This window comes from Thiomonas sp. UBA7699 (assembly GCF_002482605.1).
GTDB classification, from domain to species: Bacteria; Pseudomonadota; Gammaproteobacteria; order Burkholderiales; family Burkholderiaceae_C; genus Thiomonas; species Thiomonas arsenitoxydans.
Map to the genome: position 1 here is coordinate 158,987 of NZ_DLGH01000005.1, position 13,098 is coordinate 172,084.

The 13,098-nt window shown below is 63.7% G+C and carries 11 protein-coding genes; 9 read left to right on the forward strand and 2 right to left on the reverse strand.

The genetic code is table 11. The features are described from left to right. The first annotated feature begins 109 nt into the window (after window positions 1-109). Window positions 110-1,003: a transcriptional activator NhaR gene (gene nhaR / locus B3H47_RS02420; protein WP_286985863.1), complete on the forward strand. Its 894-nt coding sequence runs from the start codon at window positions 110-112 to the stop codon at window positions 1,001-1,003. Between the two features lie 12 nt (window positions 1,004-1,015). Here the strand turns inward: nhaR and B3H47_RS02425 are convergent, their stop codons facing one another. Further along, window positions 1,016-1,525: a DUF1269 domain-containing protein gene (locus B3H47_RS02425; RefSeq protein WP_156054738.1), complete on the reverse strand. Its 510-nt coding sequence runs from the start codon at window positions 1,523-1,525 to the stop codon at window positions 1,016-1,018. A 242-nt stretch (window positions 1,526-1,767) separates the two neighbouring features. Here B3H47_RS02425 and icmF point away from each other — a divergent pair, with 242 nt between their 5' ends. From icmF to B3H47_RS02440, 3 genes are all read left to right on the forward strand, one after another. Further along, on the forward strand, window positions 1,768-5,049 hold the full coding sequence (gene icmF, locus B3H47_RS02430) for a fused isobutyryl-CoA mutase/GTPase IcmF (protein WP_286985867.1): 3,282 nt from the start codon (window positions 1,768-1,770) through the stop codon (window positions 5,047-5,049). A gap of 86 nt (window positions 5,050-5,135) precedes the next feature. Further along, complete coding sequence (locus B3H47_RS02435; protein WP_286985869.1) at window positions 5,136-6,080, forward strand: DMT family transporter; 945 nt, start codon at window positions 5,136-5,138, stop codon at window positions 6,078-6,080. Next, complete coding sequence (locus tag B3H47_RS02440; RefSeq protein ID WP_286985873.1) at window positions 6,077-6,979, forward strand: pseudouridine synthase; 903 nt, start codon at window positions 6,077-6,079, stop codon at window positions 6,977-6,979. The genes B3H47_RS02435 and B3H47_RS02440 overlap by 4 nt, the downstream gene beginning before the upstream one ends. Before the next feature lie 19 nt (window positions 6,980-6,998). On the opposite strand, the gene B3H47_RS02445 is transcribed toward B3H47_RS02440, so the two are convergent. Continuing rightward, complete coding sequence (locus B3H47_RS02445) at window positions 6,999-7,361, reverse strand: carboxymuconolactone decarboxylase family protein (protein ID WP_286985876.1); 363 nt, start codon at window positions 7,359-7,361, stop codon at window positions 6,999-7,001. A gap of 110 nt (window positions 7,362-7,471) precedes the next feature. Here B3H47_RS02445 and B3H47_RS02450 point away from each other — a divergent pair, with 110 nt between their 5' ends. The 5 genes from B3H47_RS02450 to B3H47_RS02470 all read left to right on the forward strand — a co-directional run bounded on the left by B3H47_RS02450 (window position 7,472) and on the right by B3H47_RS02470 (window position 13,096). Then, entirely contained in the window at window positions 7,472-9,334 is a 1,863-nt protein-coding gene (locus B3H47_RS02450; RefSeq protein WP_286985878.1) for a pyruvate kinase, read from the forward strand. Window positions 9,335-9,531: 197 nt separating this feature from the next. After that, on the forward strand, window positions 9,532-10,113 hold the full coding sequence (petA, locus tag B3H47_RS02455; protein WP_172979002.1) for a ubiquinol-cytochrome c reductase iron-sulfur subunit: 582 nt from the start codon (window positions 9,532-9,534) through the stop codon (window positions 10,111-10,113). Between the two features lie 68 nt (window positions 10,114-10,181). Next, entirely contained in the window at window positions 10,182-11,585 is a 1,404-nt protein-coding gene (locus B3H47_RS02460) for a cytochrome b (protein WP_013106445.1), read from the forward strand. After that, a complete protein-coding gene (locus tag B3H47_RS02465; RefSeq protein ID WP_013123749.1) occupies window positions 11,585-12,391 on the forward strand; it encodes a cytochrome c1 in 807 nt (268 codons plus the stop codon). The genes B3H47_RS02460 and B3H47_RS02465 overlap by 1 nt, the downstream gene beginning before the upstream one ends. A gap of 93 nt (window positions 12,392-12,484) precedes the next feature. Further along, window positions 12,485-13,096, forward strand: a complete 612-nt coding sequence (locus B3H47_RS02470) for a glutathione S-transferase N-terminal domain-containing protein (RefSeq protein ID WP_013106447.1) — start codon at window positions 12,485-12,487, stop codon at window positions 13,094-13,096. The last annotated feature ends 2 nt before the right edge of the window (window positions 13,097-13,098 follow it).

A 13,098-nucleotide genomic window follows, 5' to 3' on the forward strand; every position in this document is an offset into this window, starting at 1 on the left:
CATAAAAGAATCAAGACAGCACGAACTGTAGAGATGTTGTCACTTCGAGTAAATTCGTATTTTTGAATTTTTCATTTCGACTTATTCGAAGTGATTGGGGACCGTACAAATGAATTTCAAGCACTTGCACTACTTCTGGGTCACAGCCAAGACGGGCGGCATCGTGCGGGCGGGCAAGCAGCTGCACCTCACACCGCAAACGCTCAGCGGGCAGATCAAGCTGCTGGAGGAATCCTTCAACAAACGGCTGTTGCGCAAAAGCGGCCGCAATCTGGAACTGACCGAAGCCGGGCAACTGGTGCTGCGCTATGCGGAGGAAATCTTCACCCTGGGCGCAGAACTGGAGGCCGCACTGCAACACGATCAGCCCGCGCGCCCCACCGCGCCGCTGCGTATCGGCGTGACCGATGCCGTGCCGAAAGCCATTGCCTACCGCCTCATCGAGCCCGCCCTGCAAGGCGGCGAGTCACCCCGGCTGGTGTGCGAAGAAGGCGAAATGGACGACCTCCTGGCCGATCTGGCGGTGCACCGGCTCGATCTGGTGATCGCCGACGCCCCGCTGCCCGCGCACGTGAATGTGCGGGCGTTCAACCACCGGCTGGGCCGAACCACCTTGAGTTTCTATGCCAGCGCCTCGCTGCTGGAGCGCGTCACGCAGCCTTTTCCACAGTGTCTGTCAGAGCTGCCGCTGCTGCTGCCCGCCACGTCGTCGGCGGTGCGCGCGCAGATCGATCAATGGCTGGGCCAGAACAAAATCGCCGCCTACATCGCCGGTGAATTCGAGGACGGCGCGCTGATGACCGCCTTCGGCCGCGAGGGCCGGGGCGCATTTGCCGCCCCCAGCGTGCTGCAAGCCGACATCGCGCGCGAACTTGGCGTGACGCTGCTCGGTCACTGCGCCGACATGCACCAGGAGTTCTACGCCATCTCGGTCGAGCGGCGCATCACTCACCCCGGCGTGGCGAGAATCACCCGCGTGGCCAAGGATCTGTTGGGCGACTGAAAACCCAGCGGCTTACGGAAAAGCGGGAATGTCGTTGTCCATCCCCTCCGAGGCCACGTTCGGGCAGCACTCTTTCATGCGATGCATGACGGACTCCACCTGCTCGTGCGCCACGTCGGCCATCACCAGCACCTGACCCGACGCGATCGCCTCCTTGAAGCGTTCAAGCCGGGTGCTGCTCACGCTCACCCCCACCAGGCTGCTGGCCCAGCTGCCCACCAGCGCTCCTGCCGCGGCCAGCGCAATGACCAGCCCGCCACCGGGAATGATGGCCATGCCCGGGATCGCCACGGCCACCAACCCGGCCACCAGGCCGGTGGCGCCGCCCGCCGCCGCACCGCGCTCGATGGCGGGAATCAGGTCGGATCGCTGAGCCACGCCCGCCTCGGGCAAGTCGCCCATCGGCGTTCCCTCCCGCGCCAACACGTGAATATGCTTGTCTGGAATACGGGCCAGCAGCAGGCTGTCGACCAAAGCGTGCGCGCTATTTACATCCGGCGCGAGAAAAAAGAGTCTGCGCATAAGTGTCTCCTGATCAATTGCCCGCCTGCACCAAAGACGCCCCTGTCTCTGTTTGGCTGAACTGACCACAAGCGTAAGGGGGAAATATGAAAACAGACTTAGGGTTTTGTCGTAGTTGGCGATAGTGCACCGCAAACCAGATAGAGCCTCAGTGCGGTCGCAGATCGGCTACAGTTCTAATTGACGTAAACGTCAATCAATCATGCCGCTGCGCCATGTACGCTGCGTCGAAGGAGACCGCGATGACCGACTTGTCCGAGGCCAAGGTGCTGGCCGCCTATTCGCCGCAGCAGCGGCTGCGTTTCGTGACGGCAGCCTCGCTGTTCGACGGCCACGATGCCGCCATCAACATCATGCGGCGCATCCTCATCAGCATGGGGGCCGAGGTCATTCACCTGGGCCACAACCGTTCGGTGGACGAGATCGTCACCGCGGCGATTCAGGAGGACGCGCACGCCATCGCCATTTCCAGCTATCAGGGCGGGCATGTGGAATTTTTCCGCTACATGATCGACCGGTTGCGCGAACTGGGCGCGGGGCATATTCAGGTGTTTGGCGGCGGCGGCGGTGTGATTGTGGCCGACGAAATCGAGGCGCTGCAGCAGTATGGCGTGGCCCGGATCTACAGCCCGGAAGATGGTCAGCGGCTGGGTCTGCAAGGCATGATCGGCGACATGCTGCAGCGCGCCGACCGTCCCCTGCCCGCGCTGGACACAAAACAGGCGACTGCCGCGCTGCCGACTTCGCCATCCTCGCTCGCACGCCTGATCACGCAGATTGAAAACGGCACTGCCGACGCGGCGCTGATGCACAGCCTTCGCCAGCAGGCTGAAGGCGCGCACGGCGTGGTGCTCGGGGTAACAGGCACCGGCGGCGCGGGCAAGAGCAGTCTGGTGGACGAGCTGATCCGCCGCGCCCGGCTCGATCAGGACGACGCGCTGCGCATTGCCGTCATCAGCATCGACCCTTCCCGCCGCAAAAGCGGCGGTGCGCTGCTGGGCGACCGCATCCGCATGAACGCCATCGGGCCGTGGCGCAACAGTAATGAAGTCTTTATGCGCAGTCTCGCCACCCGGCAATCGGGCGGGGAGCTCAGCGCCGCCCTGCCCGAAGTCATCTCCGCGTGCAAGGCGGCGGGCTTCGATCTCATCATCGTCGAAACCTCGGGCATCGGCCAGGGCGATGCGGCCATCGTGCCGCACGCCGACACCAGCCTGTACGTCATGACGCCGGAATTCGGCGCGGCCAGCCAGTTGGAGAAAATCGACATGCTCGACTTCGCCGACTTCGTCGCCATCAACAAATTCGACCGCAAAGGCGCGATGGACGCGCTGCGCGACGTGGCCAAGCAACTGCAGCGCAACCGCGAAGCCTGGACGACCAAGCCCGAAGACCTGCCCGTGTTCGGCACCATGGCCGCGCGCTTCAACGACGACGGCGTGACGGCGCTGTATCAGGCCATCAAACCCCGGCTGGCAGAGCATGGACTCAAGCTTGCCGAAGGACGACTGCCCCCGGTCACCACACGCCACAGCACCCACCAGACCCCCATCGTGCCGGCTGCGCGCAGCCGCTATTTGGCGGAAATCGCCGACGCGGTGCGTGGCTATCACCGCAATGTCGAGACGCAAGCGACCCTGGCGCGCGAGGCGCAGCAGTTGCGCGAAAGCGGCCGCATGCTGCACGCGGCCAACCCGCACAAAATCTCCGCAGTGCAGGCCGTGACCGATCTGGCCGAACAGCGCGAAGCCCGCATGCAGCCCGCCGCGCGCAAACTGCTGGCGATGTGGCCCGACATGCAGCGCGCCTACGCCGGTGACGAATATGTGGTGAAAATTCGCGACCGCGAAATCCGCACTCGCCTCACCCACACCACGCTGTCGGGCACCACGCTGCGCAAGGTGGTGCTGCCGCACTATGCCGATCATGGCGAGGTGCTGCGCTGGCTGATGCGCGACAACGTGCCGGGCAGCTTTCCGTACACCGCGGGCACCTTCGCCTTCAAGCGCGAGAATGAAGATCCCACCCGCATGTTCGCCGGCGAGGGCGATGCCTTTCGCACCAACCGGCGCTTCAAGATGCTGAGCGAGGGCATGCCGGCCAAGCGCCTGTCCACCGCGTTCGACTCCGTCACGCTTTACGGTGCAGATCCCGACCGCCGCCCGGACATCTACGGCAAGGTGGGCAATTCCGGCGTGAGCATCGCCACCCTCGACGACCTGAAGGCGCTGTACGACGGCTTCGATCTGTGCGACCCCGCCACCAGTGTGAGCATGACCATCAACGGCCCGGCGCCCACGATTCTGGCGATGTTCCTCAACGCCGCCATCGACCAGCAGATGGCCAAATTCGAAGCCGACAACCACCGCCAACCCACCGATGACGAGGCGCAGAAAATCTGCGAATGGGTGCTGGAAAACGTGCGTGGCACGGTGCAGGCCGACATCTTGAAAGAAGACCAGGGACAGAACACCTGCATCTTTTCCACCGAGTTTTCGCTCAAGGTCATGGGCGACATTCAGCAGTATTTTGTGCAACACCGGGTGCGCAATTTCTACTCGGTGAGCATCTCCGGCTATCACATCGCCGAGGCCGGGGCCAACCCCATCAGCCAGCTCGCCTTCACCCTGAGCAACGGCTTCACTTTTGTGGAGGCCTATCTGGCCCGAGGCATGCACATCGACGATTTCGCGCCCAACCTGAGCTTCTTTTTCAGCAACGGCATGGACCCGGAATACAGCGTGCTCGGCCGCGTGGCGCGGCGCATCTGGGCGGTCGCCATGCGCGACAAATACGGCGCCAACGAACGCAGTCAGAAGCTCAAGTACCACGTGCAGACCAGCGGCCGCAGCTTGCACGCGCAGGAAATTGCGTTCAACGACATCCGCACCACGCTGCAGGCGCTGATCGCTATTTACGACAACTGCAACAGCCTGCACACCAACGCTTATGACGAAGCCATCACCACGCCCACCGAGGAAAGCGTGCGCCGGGCGATGGCGATTCAGCTCATCATCAACCGCGAGTGGGGGCTGGCGAAGTGCGAAAACCCGAATCAGGGCGCTTTCGTCATCGAAGAGCTGACTGATCTGGTCGAAGAGGCTGTGCTGAAGGAGTTTGAAGCCATTGCCGAGCGCGGCGGGGTGTTGGGTGCGATGGAAACTGGCTACCAGCGCAGCAAAATCCAGGAGGAAAGTCTGCACTACGAAATGCTCAAGCACACCGGTGAGTTGCCCATCATCGGGGTGAACACTTTCCGCAATCCGCACGGCGATGCCGCTCCAGCGCATCTCGAACTGGCGCGCTCCACCGAGGCCGAAAAAGAGTCGCAACTGCAGCGTCTGGCCGACTTTCACCATCGCCACGCGGCCGAGGCGCCCGCCCTGCTGCACCGGCTGCAGCAGGCCGTCATTCATAACGAAAATGTGTTTGCCGTGCTGATGGACGCGGTGCGGGTGTGCAGCCTGGGGCAGATCACCGCCGCGCTTTTCGAGGTAGGCGGCCAATACCGGCGCAGCATGTAAGACTTATCATTTCGCCACTCCGCTGCGCAGCGAGTCGTTGCCAATTTCGGTTTCCTGTCCTGCGCGGCGGTTTTTTATTTTCTGTCATGTCCACCTCCCCCGCCTCGCTCCGCGCCAGCGCCTTGATGCTGCTGGCTTCGCTCATCTGGGGCACGGCCTTCGTCGCCCAGACCGCGAGCATCGGCACGGTGGGGCCGTTCTACTACACCGGTCTGCGTTTCATGCTGGGCGCTGCCGTGGTGCTAGCGGTGATGGCCTTGCGCCGTCGTCCCGATCCGGCCGCACATCCTGCCTCAAATCTGCGCAGCCTGCTGCGCGACGGCGGCCTGCTCGGCGTGGTGGTGGCCATCTCCATTTCCATGCAGCAGATCGGGCTGGAATCGACCACCGTGGCCAACGCCGGTTTCATCAGCTCGCTCTACGTCGTGCTGGTGCCGCTGCTGGGCCTGCTGTGGGGGCGGCGCGTCGGCGCTGGCGTCTGGCTGGGCGCTTTACTGGCCGCAAGCGGCATGTACTTTCTCAGTGTGCGCCAGGGCTATAGCGTGCGGCATGGCGACTGGCTGGAGTTGGGCGGTGCGCTGTTCATCACCGTGCAGTTGCTGCTGCTGGGCCGCATGGCGCCGCGCCACGACCCGCTGCAACTCGCCGTAGTGCAGTTCGTCGTCTGCGGCCTACTGTGCCTGGGCGCCGGGGTGCTGGTGGAATCGATCAGTCTGGAAGCGCTGCAGCGCGCGGCCTGGACCATTTTCTACGGCGGCGCGCTGTCGGTCGGCGTGGCCTACACCCTGCAAGTGGTCGCGCAGCGGCACGCCGTGCCCGCGCATGCCGCGGTGATTTTCAGCATGGAAGGCGTGTTCGCCGCGCTCGCGGCGTGGCTGGTGCTGCATCAGTCGCTGGACGCACGCGCCCTGTTCGGTTGCGCGCTGGTGTTCAGCGGCCTGCTGGTCTCGCAACTGCCGCTGCGCGCGCTGGCGAGCGGTTTGTTCACGCTGATGCGGCGCGTCCAGCCGGCTCAACCCATAGACCCATGACGACCAAACCGCGCCCCGCTTCCGTCTGGCCGGGACGGCCGCGCTCTTCCGAACCCGCGCCTCGGCGCAGCGCACCCGCCAAAACGGTGGTCGCGCCCGCACCGCAGGGCGACCCCGCCGTCGAAGTGCGCCTGTCCAAGCGCATGTCCGAACTCGGCCTGGCCTCACGGCGCGAGGCAGACGACTGGATCGAGCGCGGCTGGGTGCTGCTCGACGGCACACCCGCAGTGCTCGGCACCAAGGTGGCGGGCAATCTGCCCGCCTCGCGCATTGTCATCCGCAAGGCGGCGCAGCACCGGCAGGCGGCGCAGGTCACCATCTTGCTGCATAAGCCGGTGGGCTATGTCAGCGCGCAGGCCGAGCACGGTTACACCCCGGCGGTCGCGCTCATCAAGGCCGAAAACCGCTGGGCCGAATGCGAAGCGCCGCAGCCGTTTTCACCCGCGCATTTGCGGCATCTGGCCGTGGCGGGTCGGCTCGACATCGACTCCACCGGCCTGCTGGTACTCACGCAGGACGGCCGCATCGCCCGTCAACTCATCGGCGAAGACAGCGCGGTGGAGAAGGAATATCTGGTGCGGGTCAGCCTGACCGATGCGCCAGCCCGCAACGGCGCAGAAGAAGACGTGCAGGCCGCCTTTCCCGAGAGCCGCCTCGCCCTGCTGCGCCACGGTCTGAAGCTCGACGACCAGCCGCTGCGGCCGGCGCAGGTGGAATGGATCAACCCGCAGCAATTGCGCTTTGTGTTGCGCGAAGGCAAGAAGCGCCAGATTCGCCGCATGTGCGAGCTCGTCGGCCTGCGAGTTACCGGTCTCAAGCGCGTGCGCATCGGCGGCTTGCGCCTCGGTGCACTGCCGCTGGGGCAATGGCGCTATCTGCGCGAGGACGAAGGGTTTTAAGGCGCGAGCAGGGAAGCGCTCAAGCGCGAACCTGCTCGAACAGATCGAGCGCCTTCTTGACTTCGGCGATATAGGTCATCGCCGGGCCGCCGCCCATGACGATGGCCACCTTGCAGACCTCGACGATTTCGGCGTGGCTCACGCCCGCACGCAGCGACTTCTCGACATGGATGCCGATGCAATAGACGCAGCGCGCGGTAATCGCCATGCCCAGGGCGATGAGTTCCTTGGTCTTGGCGTCGAGCACGCCATCGCCCAGGGCCTCGCCCATGAAGGCACCAAACGCCTTCATCGTGCTGGCGGCCTCGCGGTTCATCATGCCCATGCCCATTTTGAAATCGCGCATGGACACGTCCATGCCGTTGTGCACTGAATCGTTCATCTCGTTTTTCTCCCGGATTGATGCCTTCACTGTGAATGGGCGATGTGACGCTCTGATGTCACCACTTGGATTGACACAGGGCCGACACCTGCGCGTGGTAACAAGCGCACATGTCTTCCGTACCCACGCCCTCTCCTCCCCGCCTGCTGTACGACGCGGTCTCCGAATTACGCCGCGCCGCGCTCGCGTATGAGCAAGCCCACCAAGACCGCATCGACGCGCTGCCGCCGCAGCGCCGCGCCAGCGCCCACAATCTGCTGCACTACATCGCCGTGCGCCAGGCCGATCTGCGGCCGTTGCAGACCCAGTTGGCTCAGATCGGCCTGTCTTCGCTGGGCATGCTGGAAACCCATGTGCTCGCCGCGCTCGACGCGGTGCTCGACCGGCTCGAAGACTTGCTCGGCCATGCCCGCAGCCAGCGCCCCGCGCCCCCCTGCACGTTCGTCGAGGGCCTGCAACTGCTGCAGCACAACACCACCGCCCTGCTCAACCCGCCGCGACCGCAGCGCGAGGTGCGCATCATGGTGACGCTGGCTACTGAAGCCGCGCAAGACGCTGCAGGGCTACGCGCCCTAGTTGAGGCCGGCATGGACATCGCCCGCATCAACTGCGCGCATGACGATACCGCCGTCTGGCAGCGCATGGCCGAGCTTGTTCATGGCACCGACGCTTCGCCGCAGCGCCGTCCTCTGGTGCAGATCGATCTGGCGGGGCCCAAGTCGCGCACGGGCGAGTTGCTGCCGCAGGGCCGCATCCTGCATCTGCGGCCCCGGCACGATGTGCGCGGACAAATCATCGCCCCTGCGCTGCTGGCGCTGTGGTGCGGTGAGGGCCCGCCACCGCAAGCTCCCGAGGGACAAATCCTGCTGCACGCCGGAGCGCTGCATCCGCCCCTGCCCGCGCAGTTGCCATCGTCCGCCCGGCTGCAGGTCACCGATCTGCGCTCGCGCGCGCGGCAAGGCAGACTGATTTCCCGCGAGGGCGCGCTGCTGGTGTTTGCCTTCGAACGCTCGGCTTATCTGGCCGAAGGCATGCCGTTCAAGCTGACGAACGACTCTGTCGAGATGGCCGCAGGCACGCTGCAAGGCATCGCCGAAGTTCCGGGCGAACTGCGGCTGTTCGTCGGCGACCCGCTGGTGCTGCTGCGCGAAGAACGCCCCGGCCATGCTGGGCAGCGCGGCGACGATGGCGCCTTCACCACGCCGCCGCAGGTGCACTGCACCCTCGATGCCGCCTTCACCTCGGCGCAGGTCGGGCAAAGCGTGTGGCTGGACGACGGGCGCATTGGCGCGGTCATCGAAACCCGCACGGACGACACCCTGCAACTGCGCATCACCCACGCCGAGCCGAGCGGCAGTCGCCTCAAGGCGGAAAAGGGCATCAATTTCCCCGACACCCGCTTCGACCTTCCCGCGCTCACCGAAAAAGACCGCGACGATCTCGCCGCAATGGCTCGCCATCTCGATCTGGTCGCGCTGTCCTTTTTGCGCAGCCCGCAAGACGTGCGCCAGTTGCGCGCGGAACTCAGCGCACGACAGCGCGACGATGCCGGTGTGGTGCTCAAGATCGAAAACCGTCAGGCCTTCGATCACCTGCCCGCCATCCTGCTCGAAGCCCTGGCGCACCCGCGCCTGGGCGTCATGGTCGCGCGCGGCGATCTGGCGGTGGAACTGGGGTTCGAGCGGCTGTCCGAAGCCCAGGAAGAAATTCTCTGGATGTGCGAGGCCGCCCACCTGCCGGTGATCTGGGCCACTCAGATTCTCGACACCATGGCCCGCAGCGGCCTACCCTCCCGCCCCGAGGTCAGCGATGCCGCCCTGAGCATTCGCGCCGAGTGCGCCATGCTCAATAAAGGGCCGCACATCGTCGAGGCCGTGCGCTTTCTCTCCGGCGTGCTCGAACGCATGGAAGGCCATTACGCCAAGCGCATGACCTTGCGCCGCCCGTTGTCGATCGCCGAGCTGCCCAACTGAACCCCAGCCTCGCAAACGCCTCCAAGCAACATCGCGCCGCCGGTCGAACGGGTTTCACTTTGTTGCACCGCAGCACTTGCATGATTGATTTTTGTCAACGACAAACGTGCAAATCAGTGAGCGCTTATAGAGGGTTGTCCTAATGTCCAAGCGGTGCCGCGCAGGGAACAATGCGCCATCTTTCGCGGAGTACGGACATGGATTCAAAGCGTCGCACATGGTTGATTGCAACGGGTTGCGCCGGTTGCGTGGCAGCAGGAGGAGCGGCCGTGCCTTTTGTCGATTCGCTCGCGCCTTCCGCGAAGGCCCGCGCCGAGGGCGGGCCGGTGGATGTGGACATCAGCTCGCTGCGTCCGAGTGAAAAAATGACCGTGCTGTGGCGCGGCCAACCCGTGTGGATTTTGCACCGCACCCCGGCCATGCTGGAGTCGCTCAACGAAACCCAACCCCTCGTCGCCGATCCCGACTCCAAGCGCACCGCCTTCCCCACTCCGGCTTGGGCGCAAACGCAGTGGCGCTCGATCAAAAAAGAATATCTCGTGGTCGTGGGCATCTGCACCCATCTGGGCTGCTCACCGGTCGACCGCTTCACGCCGGGGCCGCAACCCTCCCTGCCCTCGGACTGGGATGGCGGCTTTCTCTGCCCCTGCCACGGCTCGATGTTCGATCTGGCGGGTCGCGTGTTCAAGAACATGCCCGCCCCCGACAACCTGGTCGTGCCGCCGTATATGTATGTGACCGACGCCAAGGTGCGCATCGGCGAACACGAGAAAGCCTGACCTCCCGCCCTTCCTCCCGATTTTCCTCCCGCTGCACCCTCCCCACAAAACAAACAGGAGACACCTCAATGGCCGATCAATCGCTGCACGGCGCGCACGCCGCCCCCGAACACGGCGGGCTGCGCGGCTGGGTGGACAAGCGCTTTCCCTTCTCCTCGCTGTGGAGCGCGCACCTGACCGAGTATTACGCGCCGAAAAACCTCAATTTCTGGTACTACTTCGGCTCACTGTCCATCGTGGTGCTGGCCATTCAGATCATCAGCGGCATTTTCCTGGTGATGAACTACAAGCCCGACGCCGCGCTGGCCTTCGGTTCGGTCGAATACATCATGCGCGATGTCAACTGGGGCTGGCTGATCCGCTACATCCACTCCACCGGGGCCTCGGCGTTTTTCATCGTGGTGTATCTGCACATGTTCCGCGGCCTGATTTACGGCTCCTACCGCACCCCGCGCGAACTCATCTGGATTTTCGGCTGCCTGATCTTTCTGAGCCTGATGGCCGAGGCCTTTTTCGGCTACCTGCTGCCGTGGGGGCAGATGTCGTTCTGGGGCGCGCAGGTCATCGTCAACCTGTTCTCCGCCATCCCCTACATCGGCCCCGATCTGGCGGTGTGGATTCGTGGCGATTACGTGGTGAGCGATGTCACGCTCAACCGCTTTTTCGCCTTCCACGTCATCGCCATTCCGTTGCTGCTCATCGGCCTGGTGGGGTCGCACATCATCGCCTTGCACCAGGTCGGCTCGAACAACCCGGACGGCGTCGAAATCAAGGACAACAAAGACGGCCGCGGCATTCCGCGTGACGGCGTGGCGTTCCACCCCTACTACACCGTGCACGATTTGTTCGGGCTGTCCGTGTTCCTGATGATTTTCTGTGCCGTGGTGTTCTTCGCGCCGCAGTTCGGCGGCTACTTCCTGGAGCACAACAACTTCATTCCGGCCAACCCGCTGAAAACCCCGCCGCACATCGCCCCGGTCTGGTACTTCACGCCGTTCTACTCCATCCTGCGCGCGACGACGAGCAACACCGTGCACATCTGGATGGGCGTGGTGGTCGTGGCCACGCTGTTTGCCCTGTGGCGCAACCGCGGCAAACCCGGCCGCGCCGTTTCGTTTGCCGTGGGCGGCGGCTTGCTGTTCTGGGCGCTTGCCTCGGTAGACGCCAAGTTCTGGGGGGTGGTCAGCATGGGCGGCGCCGTGATCATCTTTTTCTTCCTGCCCTGGCTCGACAAATCGCCCGTCAAGTCGATCCGTTATCGCCCCACCTGGCACCGCGCTGTTTACACCCTGTTCGCCATCAACTTCGTAGTGCTGGGCTACTTCGGCATCCAGCCGCCCTCGCCCGTGGCCTACGCCGTGGCGCTTACCTGCACCCTGCTTTACTTCGGCTTCTTTTTCCTCATGCCGTGGTGGAGCCGCCTGGGGGAATTCAAACCCGTGCCGCAACGCCTGACCTACAAAGCCCACTGATGCCCGCCACCATGACCTCCTTCCTGCACCCGCTTCTGCGACGTCTGTGCCTGGGGTTGCTACTCGGGCTGATGCTGCAAGGCGCCGCCAGCGCCGCCTCGGAAGAGCAAGAAATTCCGCTCGATCATGCCCCTTACCGGGTCAACAATGTGCTGGCGCTGCAAAACGGCGCCCGCTTGTTCGTCAATTACTGCATCGGCTGCCATTCCGCCAAGTACATGCGGTATGAAAGCCTGCGCGGCATCGGCCTGACAGACGACCAGATTCAGCACAACCTGATGTTCGGCGATGCGAAGATTGGCGACACCATGCGTGTGGCCATGACACCCGTTCAGGCGGAGAAGTGGTTCGGCATCGATCCGCCCGATTTGTCCATCATCACCAAGGCGCTGGCCTCTCATCGCGGCAGCGGCACCGACTACCTCTACACCTATCTGCGCACTTTTTACCGCGACGATACGCGGCCGACCGGCTGGAACAATCTGGTCTTCCCCGGCGTGGGCATGCCCAACCCGCTGTGGATGTTGCAGGGCGAGCGCGCCGCCAACTTCCAGGTCGGCCCCGACCCCGCCGATCCGGCCATCAAGCTCAAGACTTTCGTCGGCTACACGCAGCTGACGAAAGGGTCGGAATCGACAACCGAGTATGATTCGACGGTTGCCGACCTCGTCGCCTACATGCAGTGGATGGCCGAACCCGATCAACTGTTCCGCAAGCGCCTTGGCGTCATCGTGCTCATTTTCCTGGGATTGTTCAGCTTCATTACTTGGAAGCTGAAATCCGAATACTGGAAAGATGTCACCTAACTCTGGCTAGCGCCCGCACCCCGGGTGCGCAGCCCAATCCGTATCGCCGGGGTGGCACTGCCACCCCGTTTCGTCTTTCAGGAGTCTGCATTCATGATGGTGCTCTATTCCGGCACGACCTGCCCGTTTTCGCAGCGTTGCCGCTTCGTGCTGTTCGAAAAAGGCATGGATTTCGAAATCCGTGACGTCGACCTGTTCAACAAACCCGAAGACGTCAGCGTCATGAATCCCTACGGACAGGTGCCCATCCTGGTCGAGCGCGATCTCATCCTGTACGAATCCAACATCATCAACGAGTACATCGACGAGCGCTTCCCGCACCCGCAGCTCATGCCCGGCGATCCGGTGGCCCGCGCCCGCGTGCGGCTATTCCTGTTCAATTTTGAGAAGGAACTGTTCGTGCACGTGACGACACTCGAATCGCGCGCCACCAAGTCCAACGAAAAAGCGCTCGAAAAGGCCCGCAGCGCCATTCGCGACCGCCTGACGCAGCTCGCGCCCGTATTCCTCAAAAACAAATACATGCTGGGCGAAGACTTTTCCATGCTCGACGTGGCCATCGCCCCGCTGCTGTGGCGCCTCGATCATTACGGCATCGATCTGCCCAAGTCGGCACTGCCGCTGGCCAAGTATGCCGAGCGCATTTTCCAGCGCCCCGCCTACATCGAGGCGCTCACACCCTCCGAGAAAATCATGCGCAAGTAAGC

Coding starts and splice junctions, on each gene's coding strand:
- nhaR (WP_286985863.1), top strand. CDS start 110: ATGAATTTCAAGCACTTGCACTACTTCTGGGTCACAGCCAAGACGGGC.
- B3H47_RS02425 (WP_156054738.1), bottom strand. CDS start 1,525: ATGCGCAGACTCTTTTTTCTCGCGCCGGATGTAAATAGCGCGCACGCT.
- icmF (WP_286985867.1), top strand. CDS start 1,768: ATGACCGACTTGTCCGAGGCCAAGGTGCTGGCCGCCTATTCGCCGCAG.
- B3H47_RS02435 (WP_286985869.1), top strand. CDS start 5,136: ATGTCCACCTCCCCCGCCTCGCTCCGCGCCAGCGCCTTGATGCTGCTG.
- B3H47_RS02440 (WP_286985873.1), top strand. CDS start 6,077: ATGACGACCAAACCGCGCCCCGCTTCCGTCTGGCCGGGACGGCCGCGC.
- B3H47_RS02445 (WP_286985876.1), bottom strand. CDS start 7,361: ATGAACGATTCAGTGCACAACGGCATGGACGTGTCCATGCGCGATTTC.
- B3H47_RS02450 (WP_286985878.1), top strand. CDS start 7,472: ATGTCTTCCGTACCCACGCCCTCTCCTCCCCGCCTGCTGTACGACGCG.
- petA (WP_172979002.1), top strand. CDS start 9,532: ATGGATTCAAAGCGTCGCACATGGTTGATTGCAACGGGTTGCGCCGGT.
- B3H47_RS02460 (WP_013106445.1), top strand. CDS start 10,182: ATGGCCGATCAATCGCTGCACGGCGCGCACGCCGCCCCCGAACACGGC.
- B3H47_RS02465 (WP_013123749.1), top strand. CDS start 11,585: ATGCCCGCCACCATGACCTCCTTCCTGCACCCGCTTCTGCGACGTCTG.
- B3H47_RS02470 (WP_013106447.1), top strand. CDS start 12,485: ATGATGGTGCTCTATTCCGGCACGACCTGCCCGTTTTCGCAGCGTTGC.